This window comes from Macrococcus brunensis, from assembly GCF_022343725.1.
Classification (GTDB): domain Bacteria; phylum Bacillota; class Bacilli; order Staphylococcales; family Staphylococcaceae; genus Macrococcus; species Macrococcus brunensis.
The window spans coordinates 1,632,508-1,647,795 of the sequence record NZ_CP092179.1 but is presented as its reverse complement, the minus strand read 5'-3'; the positions used below and the strand labels follow the sequence as shown (position 1 = coordinate 1,647,795).

Sequence of the window (15,288 nt, the reverse complement as noted above, 5' to 3'; positions counted from 1 at the left end):
GCTCTGATCGTTATGATCAGAGCTTTTCTTCTTATTGTTGCTGTTGTGAAGCGGCTGCATTGAGGATTTTTTCATCAATGATTTTCTTCAGGTCTTCATCTTTATATTCTACGTTATAATCTTTTAATAATTTTTTGTAGGCATCCATCATCAGTTCAGGTTTTTCCTGTACTTTTGTCTGACGGATTTTCTCTTTCAGAGCGTCTTTCTGTTTAGCGAAATCATCTTGTTTTTCTGCTTTGATGATGTGGTAGCCGTAATCCGTTTTAACGAGACCGGACATTGCGCCTTCTTTCAGTTTAAAGAGAGCTTTCTCAAATTCAGGGACTGTATCGCCTTTAGCAACATAGCCAAGTTCTCCGCCTTTTTCTTTTGTACCAGTGTCACCTGACTCTTTTTTAGCAAGACTCGCGAATTTACTTGGATCTTTTTTCAGCTGCGCAAGAATATCCTGTGCTTTTGCTTTTGCTTTTTCATCTGATAAGCCGGATGGGTCAGATGATGACTTCACTTTAATGAGGATATGTGAAGCTTTTTTCACGCTGTCCTTAACATCTTCATCAGAAACTTTAACAGTGTCGTTCATCAGCTGTTTCTGATAAGCCTCTGTTAAGCGGGACTCTTTATATTTGTCAGCTGTCATACCCGGTGACTGCTGTTGAAGTAATGCTTCAAACTGCTCTTTGCCACCATATTTTTTGATTTCAGCATCGACGTCTTCCTGGATTTTCTTTTCGTCTACTTTTTTGCCGTACTTATCTTTCAGAATGTCTTTCAGCAGAATCTGGAACGCATTCTGCGCGATTTCTTCTTTGCCAATTTGATCCATAACGTTTGTAGTCGTTACGTCTCCAGCTTTAGAAGTGATTAACGTCTTACCTTCGTCTCCATTGCCACAAGCTGTCAGTCCAAGTACTGAAACAGACAGAAGGGCAGGTACTACCGCTTTTTTAAGATTCTTCATTGTAATTCTCCTTTTCTTTGCTCATTCTAGCATAGCATTCAATTATGAAAATATCATGAAATTACATGTCGAACTTCGTGAGTAACTCCAGGCCGTGCTTCCGTTCCTCGACGAAAGAGCAGTTGCGTGAAGTCAGCAGATACTTAAAATAAATGAAATCAACGAAAGACAGACCGACATTCATAGAGAATAAGAACAGAAAATAATGTGCATATAATGGATACCAGAGTGCAGCAGTCAGTGTCAGTGCTGAAATGATGATAAATGGCATCATCAGTGTGATGAGAAAGCGTCCTTTACTGATGGGATGGTTGAGCCTGATATTCAAAATAGGCAGAACTCCCATCGCTGTGACTTTCTGGACGATGATAGAGCCTAAGTCATTCATGAACATCATGATGTGACAGAATTTGTGTAGCGGGTACATAGCCAGGCAGGCAAGAGCGAACAATAGAAAATATTTGTCGCTGAAGTGATCGCTGACAAATGAACTGAAAATCTCAAAAGAAACAAGAAATGTGATGACAGTGATGAGAAATGAAGTGAAAATCAATCGCTGACGACCATAAGTGTGTTTCAGATTGAGTTTCTTTGTACATGAATACATGAATAATGCTCCTTATCAGTCATATTATCTTATGCATTATGCCTTACTGTCCTCATTTTCGTCAAGCAGTATTTCAAGGAGGTCCTGATGGCTTTTATCAAGCTGTTCTATAAAGTCCCGACCATAAATCTGAGAAACGATATATTTCAGGTCACTGAAAGCAGGCATCGCCAGCATGACTTTCTGATATTCCAGAGCAGCATCGTGAATACGGTCATCTGTATTCTCGTAGTTTTTATATGTTTCATATAACAGCTCTTTACCTTTATCAGTCAGTTCTAGATATGTATTTCGTTTGTCTGATTCACTTTTCGGCATGCGTAAGTAGCCGCGCTTCTCCAGATTTTTGGCAAAGTTGAAGACTGTTGAGACATGCATGACACCATACTGAGACACTTGTGAAATCGTAGCCTTTTCCAGGTTGCGGATAATAACGAGGATATGGTGCTCGTTGATATTCAGGTCATAAGGTTTAATCCAGTTCTGCCAGTCTTTTTCAACTGTCTTCCATAAAGCTTTACTCAGTTGAGAGACATGGTGAGTAAATAACATTTGTTCGATGATTTCGCGGTCGCGCTTCAAAAAATCTTCCTCCTTTATAGGTCATAGAGAAAGCATGATGCGAGGACATCATGCTTTCGTACGTGCATTTGATTCATTTTAACACAAGGCTATTTTTTAGAGAATGTTTCTTTGACTTCATCTGCACGATTTTTAACGTTTTCGACGTTTGTTTTAAGATGTTTGATATTCGGGTCGATATCGCTCTTATAGTTAGCGATCATTTCTTTGACTTCAGTACCCATTTCTTTGATCAGTTTCTGGCTTTCTTCTTTTGTCTGCATCGCATAGCTTTTCAGGTCGCCGACTTCTGTCTTCAGCTGATTGACCTGTGCTTTAACATCAGTAGAATTAGCCATGAAATTACGCTGTACTTCAGAACCAGGTTTCGCTGCATTCATCAGTGCTGTCGCTGCTCCTGCAACAAGTCCGACTGTAAAGCCGGCAGCAATATGTGTGATTTTCATAAGATGATTCCTCCAATTGGTTTTCCTTTGTTATACCCCTAATTCAGACTATCAAGCATGCTTTATTTGATCTGCAAGTGCAGTCATGGCATCAGCATCGAATGCATTGCTATGTGTCTGCCATTTATAGCCGAAGCCATCGATATCATCCTGGTAACGCGGCATGATATGAAAGTGGAGATGAAAGACACTTTGGTCGGCAAATGCACGGTTGTTCTGAACGATATTGATGCCATCCGGTTTGAGTGCTTTGTCGACCATCTGTGCGACTTTCTGGACTGATTTGATGACATGTGCGAGCACTTCAGGTTCTGTTTCAAGCAGGTCCTGGCTATGTTTTTTAGGGACGACAAGTGTGTGCCCTTTAGCGACCTGTGAGATATCAAGAAAAGCATAAGTATAGTCGTCTTCATAAATTTTGTAGGACGGGATATCACCGCTCGTGATCTTGCAGAAAATACAGTCTGTCATAGGAAGTCCTCCTTCAAATTCGATATATTTTTATTTTAGCCATATCAATAGGTGAATACAAAGGATATTTGATACAATATGAAATAATCCTTAGGAGGTGCACGAGTTTGACAGTAGAAGTAAGACATCTGACAGGCGGGTACGGCAATCAGCCTGTCATTCATGATATAGACTTTACATTAAAAGCGGGCGAAATCGTTGGTCTGATTGGTCTGAACGGTGCCGGTAAGAGTACGACAATCAAAAATATGCTTGGGCTTTTACAGCCGATGAAAGGGGATATCGCGATTGATGGCATCACGCTGAGTGAAGCCCCTTATGATTATCGCCAGAAAATCAGTTATATCCCCGAGTCTCCTGTCCTGTATGATGAGCTGACACTTGAAGAGCATATCGATATGACAGCTATGGCATACGGCCTGACAAAAGAGGAAGCGATGACGCGCAGCGAACCGATGCTGAAGATCTTCAGGTTGGAAGATAAGCTGAAGCAGTTTCCGCAGAATTTCTCTAAAGGGATGAAGCAGAAAGTGATGATCATCTGTGCGTTTATCAGTCAGCCTGAACTCCATATCATCGATGAACCCTTTCTTGGGCTCGATCCGCTCGGTATCCAGTCGATGCTTGATTTAATGGTGCAGGCACGACAGGCAGGACGTACTGTTCTGATGAGTACCCATATCCTTGCGACAGCAGAGAAATACTGTGATTACTTCCTTATCATGCATCAGGGTCATCTAGTCGCTAAAGGCACTATTCATGACCTGCAGACAGAGCTCAATATGCCTGGTGAATCACTGGATGCGATCTATATCAAACTGACGCAAGGTGATCAACATGTATAATGCAAAGTCGCTTTATCAGAAACGTGCAGGTGCGAACTCCAAGGAAGTCGCACGCTACAGCCGTTTTATCTTTAATGGGCACTTCATCATCTTTCTGTCCATCGCATTCGGTGCGCTGATGCTGCAATACAGCCAGCTCCTAAAAGCATTGCCGGATGGCATAGACTACCATCTGATCATTGCTTTTATCCTGGCACTGACGACACTCGCACCGCTGCGCACTTATTTCAGGGAAGCGGATCAGGTCTTTTTGCTGCCGTATGAAGAACAGCTGGATGACTATATCAGAAACAGTATAGTAGGCTCAGCTTTACGGCGTGGCATTCTTTTTACCGTCTTATTTGTCATTCTGCTGCCGCTTTATCATGCAGGAGAATACTTTTCGATTCACGGTGCAATCACGGCTTACTTAACCGGTGTCATCGGCATAGGGATCGGCCTTCTGCTGCGTTTTTATTTTCTTAAAATAGGCGTCTCAAATATGAGCGTCAACATACTGCTCTTTATCGTGCTGATATCCGGTATCTATATGTCGCTTGACGGCAGCTGGTTTTCAGGACTTGCCGCACTTATCATGCTGCTCGGACTCCTGCTCCTCGTACGCAATATAGCTGAGCATCGTGTCTATCCGTGGGAGACTTTGATTGAATATGAAAAAGATCTGACGCAGCAGCAATATAAACTGATCAACATGTTCACGGATGTTAAAGGATTGAAAGACAATGTAAGGCGCCGGGCTTTTTTCGATTTTCTGCTGAAAGACCGTGTATATAATCATGAAGGGATGTTTCTGTTTTTATTTAAACGTAACTTTGTGCGCAGTAAAGATGCCTTCTGGATTATTATCAGACTCGTTGTGATAGGTGGGCTGATTATCTGGCTTGTTCATCAGCCTATCATCGCGGCAATCATCGGCGTCTTTATGATTTATATCGTTGTCCTGCAATCATCGCAGTTCTATAAACAGCAGGCCTATCAATTATGGCCGCAAGTCTGGCCGGTCGCTGAAAGTAAAGTAGTAGAGGGTTTCCAGAAATTCTTAAGGCAGCTCTCGCTCGTGGTGACCATTGTTGTTGCTGTTATATATATTGTGCTGTATCCAGGCACGTTCTATTATGCGCTGTTTTTCTTCGCAATCATGTGGTGGACAAATCAGCAAGTCATGTCTAAGCTGAAAAAACGCATGGTGCTGCTGAAGGATTAGGTCGTTGCGGTCGAGTTACCAGCGATAAACGTGAAATATCGCCGGTAACTCAGCTTCCATACCACAATCAAAAAACCGGCTGCTGCCGGTTTTTTTATTCTTCTTCTATTCTCTCTGCTGCATCGTAGGGACGTAGCAGTTTAGTGAACTGAACATTCGAGATAAAGTCAGCAGACTGATACTGCTTGAGTGATTCATCATAGTGATTACGATAGACTGAACTTTTCTTGAAATCCTCAGCTAAGTCAGCTGTACGGAACTGAAAAAGCGCAATATAAGTTTGTCCTCTGTGAGGTCTCAGCAGCTGATAAGCCTCGTAACCGTCATATTCACTGAAGTCGCTGTGACCAGTTAAGGTCATCTCAGCGACTTTTTGTTTTTCTTCGCTGACCTGGAAGTATTTAAGAAGAAGGACACCCGTCCCGGTCACTTCTCCCTGCTGTTCGACCACTTCATAAGACTCGCCTGAACTGAAGACTGATTTGTCTTCAGTCGATTCGTACAGAACGATATCCTCTGGTCCCGCATATTTAATGATATTACGGTTCGGATATTTTTCTATTAAGCGCTCCATATAGTAGTCAGAGCCGTGCGTAAAATAAACGTTCATCATCATACACCTCTATATCTTTTTCTTTCTATTTACCACTTTTGACGCTTATTATGTCATATTTATGACAAAATCTTAATTGAATACGGTCTACGTCTGATTATGGTAAAATAGTGAGTATTCATAAGACACAGGAGGACTGGTTAAATGCCATTCAACGATACAATTTTAAAGGCGGCATACGGTGAAAAAACAACTCATACACCGGTATGGTTCATGCGCCAGGCTGGAAGAAGTCAGCCGGAATACAGAAAGATCAAAGAGACGCATTCTCTGTTTGAAATCACACATGATCCGGAGCTTTGTGCATACGTGACGAAGCTGCCTGTAGATCAGTACAACACAGATGCGGCGATTCTTTATAAAGATATCATGTCACCTCTTGGCGCCATCGGGGTAGATGTCGAAATCAAGTCAGGCATCGGTCCTGTGATCGGTAATCCGATTCGCTCTATTCAAGATGTTGAGCGTTTAGGTCAGATTCAGCCGGAACAAGATGTGCCTTATATTCTGGATACGATCAAATTGCTGACGACTGAACAGCTCAATGTTCCATTGATTGGTTTCACGGGTGCACCTTTTACGCTGGCTAGCTATATGATAGAAGGCGGTCCTTCTAAAAATTACAATAAGACGAAAGCGATGATGTATGAACAGCCTGAAGCATGGCATCTGCTGATGGAGAAGCTGAGTGACATGTGTATCACATACACGCATGCACAGATTGACGCGGGCTGTAAGATGATTCAAGTCTTTGATTCATGGGTCGGTGCACTGAATAAAGCAGATTATCATGAATTTATTGCACCGCATATGCGTCGTATTTTTGCGGGTATCAAAGAAAAGAATGTACCGGTCACGACGTTTGGTGTCGGTGCAAGTCACCTGATTGAAGAATGGAACGCACTGCCGGTCGATGTGCTAGGTCTTGACTGGCGTCTTCAGATAGAAGAAGCACGTGCCAAAGGGATTACTAAAACCCTACAAGGTAACTTAGATCCGGCCATCCTCTTAGCACCATGGCCGGTCATCGAATCTCATTTAAAACGTATTTTAGATCAAGGCTTACAGTCACACAGCTATATCTTTAACTTAGGACACGGTGTCTTCCCGGAAGTACAGCCGGATACACTGCGCCGCGTCTCTGAATTTGTTCACGATTACTCAACACAATATAAAAAATAAAGGAGCTTGACAATGGGGAAAAAAGGGTTACTGGTTATGGCATATGGTACGCCGTACAAAGAAGAAGATATTGAACCATATTACACGCACATCAGACATGGGCGTAAACCATCTGAGGAAGCATTACAGGATTTAAAAGACCGCTATCAGGCTATCGGTGGTATCTCACCTCTTGCGGGAATGACAGATCGTCAGGCAGAAGAGCTGCGTGATGCGCTGAACAAAGAGACGGGTGATGATTACACACTGTATATCGGACTGAAGCATATTGCACCATTTATTGAAGATGCGGTTAAACAGATGGCTGAAGATGGTATCACTGAAGCGGTAACGATTGTTTTAGCACCTCATTATTCAAACTTCTCAGTCGGTTCATACAACAAGCGGGCTGCTGAAGAAGCCGACAAATACGGTATCAAACTGAAACACGTGACGGATTTCTATCGCCAGGATAAATTTATTCGATACTGGACTGACCAAGTCAATACGACACTTGAACGCATTACTGAACCAGACTGGCAGGATACAGTACTGATCGTCAGCGCGCACAGCCTGCCGGAAAAAATCAAAGCAGCAGGAGACCCGTATCCGGACCAGATGGCTGATACAGCGAAACTCATCGCAGAACATTCTAACATCATCCATGTAGCACGTGGCTGGCAGTCCGAAGGTAACACGCCGGACCCATGGCTTGGTCCTGATGTGCAGGACTTAACACGTGCTCTGTACGACCAGCATGGCTATAAAAACTTTATCTATACACCAGTGGGCTTCGTCTGTGAACATTTAGAAGTTCTTTATGATAATGACGTTGAATGTAAAGTGATCTGTGATGAATTAGGCGTTAATTACTACCGTCCGGAGATGCCGGGCACACACCCACTTTTCATCGGTGCGATGGTTGACGAAATTAAATCAGTATTAAATTCATAAGAAAAGAAGTGGATAGCAATGAAGAAAGTCGCAATCATTGGAGCAGGTATTACAGGACTTTCAGCAGCGTACTATTTAGAAAACGCAGAAATCGATATTTTAGAGCAGTCTGACCGCCCAGGTGGTAAGATCAAGACTTATCAGCGAGACGGCTACACGATTGAACTGGGACCTGAATCCTATCTCGCACGCAAATCAATAATGACGGAACTCGCTACTGCAATCGGTCTCGGTGACGACATCGTGGCGAACCAGACAGGTCAGTCATATATTTACGCAAAGAATCAGCTGCATCCGATGCCGGGCGGCTCTATCATGGGGATCCCGACAGAGATCAGGCCATTTCTTGCGACAAGCCTACTGTCGCCGCTTGGCAAGGCTCGTGCAGGTCTGGATTACTTCATTAAACCGGACAAAATGACGACAGATATCTCTGTCGGTGCTTTCTTTAGAAAGCGTCTAGGTAACGAAGCGCTTGAGAATCTGATCGAGCCGTTACTGTCCGGTATTTACGGTGCAGATATTGATAAACTCAGTCTGAAATCAACGTTTCCTAACTTCAAGGAGCAGGAAGAAACGCATGGCAGCCTCATTAAAGGGATGCGTGACCAGAAGAAGAATGCACCTAAAAAAGTACCGGGCGCTAAACCCGTCGGTCAGTTCCGTCAGTTTAAAAACGGCCTCCAGAGTTTTATCGACCGGTTGGCAGAGACAGTGACTGACAAAGGCGCGAAAATCCGTTATAACAGTGATGTGACGGCAATCCAGCAGTCAGAAGAGGGCTATCTGATCACTATAAACGGTCAGGAAGAATATTATGATAAAGTGATTGTCACCGTTCCGCATACAGCTTTCAGCAAGTGGTTCGAAGATGCGCCGCTCCGCTACTTCAAGCATATGGAGACAACCAGTGTGGCGACTGTCGTCATGGCTTTTGATGAGTCACAGGTGAAGAATGAAGAGAACGGCACAGGTTTTGTCATCGCACGTAATTCTGATACCGTGATCACTGCCTGTACATGGACAAGTAAAAAATGGACGCACTCAACACCGGAAGGCAAGGTTCTGTTGCGTGCGTATGTCGGCCGCCCGGGTGATACAGTCGTCAAAGATCATGACGATGCAGGACTCGTGAAACTGGCACGCCATGATCTGGACAAGATGATGGATATTAACGGTGAGCCGGAATTCACCATTGTGACGCGTTTGATGAACAGTATGCCGCTTTATGAAGTGGGGCATATTGACCGCATTCATGCGATTCAGCAGTATATGAGAGAGACGTACCCGGGTCTCATACTGACCGGGGCCTCATTTGAAGCAGTCGGACTTCCTGACTGCATCGCACAGGCAAAAAAAGCAGCAGAAGAAATCAATAAAGACAATTACATTGCGTAATTGTCTTTATTTTGGTACTGTCAGAAAAAAGGAGGCTATCTTATGAAATTTATCAGCAACAACAATATAACAGACCCACGCATCAACCTGGCGATGGAGGAGTATATACTGAACAATCTGACGGATGATTCTTATTTTCTTTTCTATGTCAATGAACCATCTATCATCATCGGCAAAAACCAGAATACGTATGCTGAAGTCAACCAGAAATATGTCGATGAACATCACATTCATATCGTCAGACGTATTTCAGGGGGCGGCGCTGTCTACCATGACCTCGGTAACCTGAACTTCAGCTTTGTGACACATGCTGATGCGGATAGCTTCCATAACTTTAAAAAATTCACGATGCCGATTGTTGAAGCACTCAATGACATGGGCGTGAAAGCAGAACTGTCCGGCCGTAATGATCTGCAGGTCGGCAGCCGTAAAATCTCCGGTAATGCGATGTTCCAGGCCAAAGACCGTATGTTCTCACACGGAACCTTGATGCTAGACAGCAATATTGATGAAGTCGTCAGAAGTCTGTCAGTCAGTGAAGAGAAGCTGATCACAAAAGGTATTCGTTCCATCCGCTCAAGAGTAGCGAATATCAGTGAGTTTCTGGATGAACCGATTTCCATGGAAGAGTTCAAGAAGAAGCTTTTAAACCATATCTTTGAAGGTAATGTTGAAGAGTATGTCTTATCAGAAGATGACTGGCAGGCGATACAGGAGTTGAGCCGTGAGAAATATCAGACGTTTGAATGGAACTACGGACAGAATCCAGCTTACAACTATGAATCAAAACAGAAATTCCCGGGTGGATTAGTCGACCTGAAATTAAACGTGAAAAAAGGATTGATCACTGAAGCTAGAATATTCGGCGATTTCTTTGGTGTAGGGGAAATCAAGGAAATAGAAGATAGATTAATCGGTGTGCCACATCAGACACAGGCTGTGGCGGAAGCGATAGAAGATATTGATTTTGCTCATTACTTCGGCCGGGTAGAGCGAGAAGAGTTCCTGAGTTTAATGGCATAAAAAATAAGAGGTTAATCACATAGTGGTTAATCTCTTATTTTCATTCATAATAGACAGACATCTACATAGCCTCCAGCTCTTTGAGCGCTGTCGTATATAACAGGAAGTCCTGTTCGTTGCGTTTAATGAGTGATTCCTCAATCAACTGCTGATATTCTTTTTTCTGATTTTCGCGAATCGCATCCTCAATCAGAAGTTCGATATATAGATTATTTAAATTACCAATAAACATCTCAAGACCATTTTGATTTAACTGTTGCATAGTGAACGCCTCCTTTTGGATAATTGTTCCCATTATAACTGATAAATAAACTTGTAACAAGAATATTCTGAAAATTAAATCTTTTAGTATATCAATTTTGAAAATAAAGTAAAAATTGTAAATTAACCATATTTTAAACCAATTTATAATGAAAATGAGTATAATTGATTAAAAACGGGTGGGGGATTAAATGGCGACTTTTCGATATATCATTAGAGAAACAACAATGTACATCAAACCCATTATTGAAGGCCATAAACTGAAGTCAGAGGTTAAGGAATATGGGAAAAACCCCATTATTATTGACCAGAAACCTCTGACCATTATTGAACAATCCTGCCATTTCTATAATACGACTTATGTCGCTAGAAAAGAGACGACACGCATCATCGCAGATATCTGTCATAAACCACCGATTGTCATCAAGCCGGAGACTTCTACTTATTTTTTCCCGAGCCATAGTGACCGTGTAGCAGAGGGGTACTGGTTCAACTTGCTGCTGATCAAATCTTACGGCAAGGGAAAATTCAATGATACACGGATTATCTTTGATGATGACAGCGAAATCACCTTTCCAGTCAGTCATCACATCATCAACACGCAGTACCTGCATACACTGAAACTGGAATACTGCCTACGTACTAAATCACTGAAAAACGACAAGCTAAAAAGCGAAATCGACTATAAAAAAGCGAATATGAATATCTACGAAGTACTAGCGATGTATGCATTACTGGATAAGTAGGTGTAAATCTTCCATAAAAAAATTTACTAAAAGCCTTGTAAATAATACTGTAATTGTTATAATAATATTTGTCTTAAAAATTAATCCACAGTAGCTCAGTGGTAGAGCTATCGGCTGTTAACCGATCGGTCGTAGGTTCGAGTCCTACCTGTGGAGCCATGGAGATGTACTCAAGTGGCTGAAGAGGCGCCCCTGCTAAGGGTGTAGGTCGGGTAACCGGCGCGAGAGTTCAAATCTCTCCATCTCCGTTATTAAACCATCACATTCGTGGTGGTTTTTTTGTGTCTATTTATTTAATTAATACTTAAAATTATTAAGTGAAATAAAAGATTGTGATATAATGAACATAACAAAAAGAAGGTACTGATAACATGAAAATAGCAGTAGCAGGCGCAGGTGCAATGTGAAGCAGAGTGGGTTTATATTTAACGCAGGCGGGTCAGGATGTTGTCCTTTTAGATGATTGGCAGATGCATGTAGATACAGTGACAGAACACGGATTGAAAGTGAATACACTGGGGGAAACAGAAACTTACCCTGTCTCAATCAGAAACTTTAAGGATTACAGTGTACCAGTAGACTTAGTGATTGTTCTGACTAAAGCAATGGCAGCTGAAGAAAAAATTAAACAGCTGATGGATCAAGGTGTCATCACGGAAGATACTAATGTCATGTCCATGATGAATGGTCTCGGTCATGGTGACTTACTCAGAAAATATATTGCGGATGACAAAATTCTTCTTGCTGTGACGATGTGGTCTGCAGGTTTCAATGGTCCAGGTGAAGTAACGCTTGAAGGTACAGGAAATATTGAATTCGGTCGTATTGATGGCACAGTAGATAATTTCGTTAAAGAATTGAATGATATTTTTAACGAAGCGAAACTGAATGGCAAGATCAGTGATGACATCGTTACAAGTATCTGGAACAAAGCACTCGTTAACTGCTGCTTTAATACTTACTGTGCGGTAACTGACAAAAAAATCGGTGAGTTCGGTGCATACGTGCATTCCGATGATATGCTGATTCCGCTAATGAAAGAAATTATTACAGTCGGGGAACAGAAGGGTGTTAAGCTTGATTTCGATGCGACTTTGAATAAATTCCATGCGATGTACAGCCCTGATGTCGTCGGACTTCATTATCCTTCTATGCATCAGGATATTCATAATGGTCGTAAGACAGAAGTCGATTTCCTGACTGGCCGTGTGGCAGAGTATGGTCGGGAATTCGGTATTCCAACACCGTACTGTGACATCCTCACGCATCTTGTCCATCAGATTGAAAAATAAATTGAGACATGAATAGGGAGTTCAGACCGAATTCCCTATTTTTTTATGGATGTAAATTTAACTGTTGACGACTTTACAATTTCTTTATATACTTAAAAAGTCCTTTTAAAACAGCGCAGCAGTAACGTTTAACTATTTACACTTTTTAATAATTGACTAGTAAATAAGATAAATGATATATTAGCTGAGTAACATTTTTTATTGACGCGGGATGGAGCAGTCTGGTAGCTCGTCGGGCTCATAACCCGAAGGTCGGTGGTTCAAATCCGCCTCCCGCAATTTTAAGTGGTCCCGTGGTGTAGCGGTTAACATGCCTGCCTGTCACGCAGGAGATCGCGGGTTCGATTCCCGTCGGGACCGCCATTATGGCTCAGTAGCTCAGTCGGTAGAGCAATGGATTGAAAATCCATGTGTCGGCGGTTCGATTCCGTCCTGAGCCACCATTTCTGGCGATTGTGGCGAAGTGGTTAACGCATCGGATTGTGGTTCCGACATTCGTGGGTTCGATTCCCATCAGTCGCCCTTTATTTATGCGGGTGTAGTTAAATGGTATAACCTCAGCCTTCCAAGCTGATGTCGTCGGTTCGATTCCGATCACCCGCTCCATTATTGTTCCACAGTAGCTCAGTGGTAGAGCTATCGGCTGTTAACCGATCGGTCGTAGGTTCGAGTCCTACCTGTGGAGCCAGGCCCCTTGGTCAAGCGGTTAAGACACCGCCCTTTCACGGCGGTAACACGGGTTCGAATCCCGTAGGGGTCATATATCAGAGGTGAAATATCGCTTCTGATTTTTTTTTATTATGGAGGGTTGTCCGAGCTGGCCGAAGGAGCACGCCTGGAAAGTGTGTAAACGTCACAAGCGTTTCGAGGGTTCGAATCCCTTGCCCTCCGTTAATCAAAGCCTTTATCTCTAAAGGCTTTTTTATTTTGACATAGAAATTTTTAGGATTTATAGCTATAATAAACATAATTCTTGAATAAGATTGGTGTATGATATGAAAAAAAAGAAAATGACGATACGTCAGGCGCTGGAACAGCTTGAGTATCCTTTGACTTATAAGAAGTTCTCCAAAACATTCAAAAAAATTAAAAAGAGTGAACGTCGGTTCTTTATTAAGCTTTTAAAAGTGTATTGTTCTGAAATTAAGAATCATGAACTCGTTCAGTATGCTTCGGCAAGTCAGCTGAATCTGAATCAGAAAGGCTTGATTCTTGTGTTGTCAGATCGCCTGATGCTGATTCATAGTAAAGAGCGCTCAAAAATCATTCATTTTGACGAGATTAAATTCAGCAAAATAGCGCAAGTTGATTTTGAGCGAGTAGATGAAAATGGAAATAACGACGAAATATATGGCTCATTATTTCTTAAAGTGGCCCGTAAAAATATGGGGACGAAAAACTACAACGTTCGTGGCATTCTTAAAAGGGATTTGCCTAAGTTAACTGAATTCATTAAAATGAAGAAGTCATAACTTTTAGGAGGCTGAATCATGAAGGAATATAAAATGAATATTGATAAACTCGTACAATATGCAGAACTGAAAGCAGGTCAGTTTGGTGTTGACTACCGTGAAAATCATGAAGAAGATGAAGTGGCAGAAGTAGCACCTAAAACAATCACTGCACGTGGCACATCTGTTATCCTGGACTACGATGCGAAATCATATGAAATTGATTTGACACAGTCCGGACTTACAGGAGAAGTGACAGCTGAAGATGCACAGGCTGTGGCGGACCGCATGACTGAATTTTATCGTTTCAGCTAATCAAAAAGGCCGAATCCGTGGATTCGGTCTTTTTTATATACCTGTAATAGCTGATAGATAGATGCCGATAGCAAGCAGAAAGCCAAATACAGTGTTGAACTGTCCGGTTACTTTCATGACAGGCATCAGTTCGATTGGCTTGTCACCTTTAAAGAAGCGTCTGACCGCTTTGATTGGCAGATTCGCGCTCAGGAAAACGATGAGCAGGAAGAGTGAGCCATAATCTTTTGTGAAAGTCACATAAAGAATAATGATGAAGCTGAGTGCGTAAAGAATGGCCATTGTGATAATGGCGATATTTTTTCCGACAAGAATGACAAATGTCTTACGGCCGCTGATCTTGTCTTTAACACGGTCACGTATGTTGTTAGCCATATTGATCATACCGATATTGATTGACACGGGGATGCTGAGTACAGCAGGATAGACACTTAAATGACCCGTGTGAATATAAAAAGTAATCATGATGATGACAAAGCCCATGAAGAAACCAGCAAAAATTTCGCCGAATGGTGTCCATGAGATAGGAACAGGTCCGCCTGTGTAGAAGTAGCCGACTGCCATACAGATAATGCCGACGAGTAAGATAAGCCATGATGACTGCCAGCAAATATAAAGACCAAGAATGGCTGCGATAATATAGAAAGCGACCGCCAGATTATAAACGGATTTTGGTGACATCCCGTTACGAACGATGGCGCCGCCGATACCGACAGAAGTATGATCGTCCAGTCCGCGTTTATAGTCGAAGTATTCATTGAACATATTGGTTGCCGCCTGAATCAGCAGACAGGCAATCAGCATGACGATGAGCAAGTCGAGACGGATATCGCCAAATACTTTAGCTGCCGCTGTTCCGACCAGTACCGGAACAAATGAAGCGGTAAGGGTATGTGGACGCATCAGATGATAATATTTTTTGAAACCAGTTTGTGTAGCAAGATGTTCTGACATT

Annotated in this window: 18 protein-coding genes and 10 tRNA genes; 20 read left to right on the top strand and 8 right to left on the bottom strand. The window is 42.4% G+C overall.

Going from position 1 to position 15,288, the window contains the following annotated elements:
- Positions 1–31: 31 nt before the first annotated feature.
- The 5 genes from MGG13_RS08615 to MGG13_RS08595 form a co-directional block, all read right to left on the bottom strand.
- Positions 32–964 (bottom strand): peptidylprolyl isomerase, encoded by a 933-nt coding sequence (locus tag MGG13_RS08615; protein WP_133432683.1) that lies wholly within the window; start codon positions 962–964, stop codon positions 32–34.
- Between the two features lie 61 nt (positions 965–1,025).
- The gene (locus MGG13_RS08610; RefSeq protein ID WP_239034615.1) at positions 1,026–1,571 is read right to left on the bottom strand and encodes a DUF3267 domain-containing protein; all 546 of its coding nucleotides are present in this window, start codon (positions 1,569–1,571) and stop codon (positions 1,026–1,028) included.
- A 36-nt stretch (positions 1,572–1,607) separates the two neighbouring features.
- The gene (locus tag MGG13_RS08605) at positions 1,608–2,153 is read right to left on the bottom strand and encodes an HTH-type transcriptional regulator Hpr (protein WP_133432681.1); all 546 of its coding nucleotides are present in this window, start codon (positions 2,151–2,153) and stop codon (positions 1,608–1,610) included.
- An 89-nt stretch (positions 2,154–2,242) separates the two neighbouring features.
- On the bottom strand, positions 2,243–2,599 hold the full coding sequence (locus MGG13_RS08600) for a YtxH domain-containing protein (protein WP_239034614.1): 357 nt from the start codon (positions 2,597–2,599) through the stop codon (positions 2,243–2,245).
- A gap of 51 nt (positions 2,600–2,650) precedes the next feature.
- Positions 2,651–3,070, bottom strand: coding sequence for an HIT family protein (locus MGG13_RS08595; protein WP_239034613.1), 420 nt, complete (start codon positions 3,068–3,070; stop codon positions 2,651–2,653).
- A gap of 107 nt (positions 3,071–3,177) precedes the next feature.
- On the opposite strand from MGG13_RS08595, the gene MGG13_RS08590 reads away from it, so the two are divergent.
- Together MGG13_RS08590 and MGG13_RS08585 are read left to right on the top strand one after the other, a co-directional pair.
- On the top strand, positions 3,178–3,915 hold the full coding sequence (locus MGG13_RS08590) for an ABC transporter ATP-binding protein (RefSeq protein ID WP_133432678.1): 738 nt from the start codon (positions 3,178–3,180) through the stop codon (positions 3,913–3,915).
- Entirely contained in the window at positions 3,908–5,119 is a 1,212-nt protein-coding gene (locus MGG13_RS08585) for an ABC transporter permease (protein WP_239034612.1), read from the top strand. The genes MGG13_RS08590 and MGG13_RS08585 overlap by 8 nt, the downstream gene beginning before the upstream one ends.
- A gap of 94 nt (positions 5,120–5,213) precedes the next feature.
- Here the strand turns inward: MGG13_RS08585 and MGG13_RS08580 are convergent, their stop codons facing one another.
- A complete protein-coding gene (locus MGG13_RS08580; RefSeq protein ID WP_239034611.1) occupies positions 5,214–5,732 on the bottom strand; it encodes a hypothetical protein in 519 nt (172 codons plus the stop codon).
- A 144-nt stretch (positions 5,733–5,876) separates the two neighbouring features.
- Here MGG13_RS08580 and hemE point away from each other — a divergent pair, with 144 nt between their 5' ends.
- The 4 genes from hemE to MGG13_RS08560 are packed head-to-tail and all read left to right on the top strand — an operon-like array spanning position 5,877 to position 10,268.
- A complete protein-coding gene (gene hemE / locus MGG13_RS08575; RefSeq protein ID WP_239034610.1) occupies positions 5,877–6,914 on the top strand; it encodes a uroporphyrinogen decarboxylase in 1,038 nt (345 codons plus the stop codon).
- Between the two features lie 12 nt (positions 6,915–6,926).
- Complete coding sequence (gene hemH / locus MGG13_RS08570) at positions 6,927–7,847, top strand: ferrochelatase (protein ID WP_133432674.1); 921 nt, start codon at positions 6,927–6,929, stop codon at positions 7,845–7,847.
- Between the two features lie 18 nt (positions 7,848–7,865).
- The gene (gene hemY, locus MGG13_RS08565) at positions 7,866–9,245 is read left to right on the top strand and encodes a protoporphyrinogen oxidase (RefSeq protein ID WP_239034609.1); all 1,380 of its coding nucleotides are present in this window, start codon (positions 7,866–7,868) and stop codon (positions 9,243–9,245) included.
- 42 nt (positions 9,246–9,287) lie between these two features.
- Complete coding sequence (locus MGG13_RS08560) at positions 9,288–10,268, top strand: lipoate--protein ligase (protein WP_239034608.1); 981 nt, start codon at positions 9,288–9,290, stop codon at positions 10,266–10,268.
- A 61-nt stretch (positions 10,269–10,329) separates the two neighbouring features.
- Here the strand turns inward: MGG13_RS08560 and MGG13_RS08555 are convergent, their stop codons facing one another.
- Complete coding sequence (locus tag MGG13_RS08555; RefSeq protein WP_133432671.1) at positions 10,330–10,530, bottom strand: IDEAL domain protein; 201 nt, start codon at positions 10,528–10,530, stop codon at positions 10,330–10,332.
- Positions 10,531–10,720: 190 nt separating this feature from the next.
- Here MGG13_RS08555 and MGG13_RS08550 point away from each other — a divergent pair, with 190 nt between their 5' ends.
- The 14 genes from MGG13_RS08550 to MGG13_RS08485 all read left to right on the top strand — a co-directional run bounded on the left by MGG13_RS08550 (position 10,721) and on the right by MGG13_RS08485 (position 14,333).
- Positions 10,721–11,275 carry a competence protein ComK gene (locus tag MGG13_RS08550; RefSeq protein WP_133432670.1) on the top strand — a complete coding sequence of 185 codons (555 nt, stop codon included), beginning with the start codon at positions 10,721–10,723 and terminating at the stop codon, positions 11,273–11,275.
- 84 nt (positions 11,276–11,359) lie between these two features.
- A tRNA-Asn gene (locus MGG13_RS08545) sits at positions 11,360–11,434 on the top strand.
- A 1-nt stretch (position 11,435) separates the two neighbouring features.
- Positions 11,436–11,523, top strand: a tRNA-Ser gene (locus MGG13_RS08540).
- A gap of 165 nt (positions 11,524–11,688) precedes the next feature.
- Positions 11,689–12,567: a ketopantoate reductase family protein gene (locus tag MGG13_RS08535; RefSeq protein WP_239034607.1), complete on the top strand. Its 879-nt coding sequence runs from the start codon at positions 11,689–11,691 to the stop codon at positions 12,565–12,567.
- Positions 12,568–12,772: 205 nt separating this feature from the next.
- Positions 12,773–12,846 (top strand) — tRNA-Met (locus MGG13_RS08530).
- Positions 12,847–12,854: 8 nt separating this feature from the next.
- Positions 12,855–12,930, top strand: a tRNA-Asp gene (locus MGG13_RS08525).
- A 4-nt stretch (positions 12,931–12,934) separates the two neighbouring features.
- Positions 12,935–13,010 (top strand) — tRNA-Phe (locus MGG13_RS08520).
- A gap of 6 nt (positions 13,011–13,016) precedes the next feature.
- Positions 13,017–13,089 (top strand) — tRNA-His (locus MGG13_RS08515).
- Positions 13,090–13,099: 10 nt separating this feature from the next.
- A tRNA-Gly gene (locus MGG13_RS08510) sits at positions 13,100–13,173 on the top strand.
- A gap of 7 nt (positions 13,174–13,180) precedes the next feature.
- A tRNA-Asn gene (locus MGG13_RS08505) sits at positions 13,181–13,255 on the top strand.
- Positions 13,256–13,327, top strand: a tRNA-Glu gene (locus MGG13_RS08500).
- Between the two features lie 42 nt (positions 13,328–13,369).
- A tRNA-Ser gene (locus MGG13_RS08495) sits at positions 13,370–13,458 on the top strand.
- A gap of 104 nt (positions 13,459–13,562) precedes the next feature.
- Entirely contained in the window at positions 13,563–14,039 is a 477-nt protein-coding gene (locus tag MGG13_RS08490; RefSeq protein ID WP_133432847.1) for a PH domain-containing protein, read from the top strand.
- An 18-nt stretch (positions 14,040–14,057) separates the two neighbouring features.
- Complete coding sequence (locus MGG13_RS08485) at positions 14,058–14,333, top strand: hypothetical protein (protein ID WP_133432848.1); 276 nt, start codon at positions 14,058–14,060, stop codon at positions 14,331–14,333.
- Between the two features lie 33 nt (positions 14,334–14,366).
- Here the strand turns inward: MGG13_RS08485 and MGG13_RS08480 are convergent, their stop codons facing one another.
- Positions 14,367–15,287 (bottom strand): 1,4-dihydroxy-2-naphthoate polyprenyltransferase, encoded by a 921-nt coding sequence (locus tag MGG13_RS08480; RefSeq protein ID WP_239034606.1) that lies wholly within the window; start codon positions 15,285–15,287, stop codon positions 14,367–14,369.
- Position 15,288: the final 1 nt, after the last annotated feature.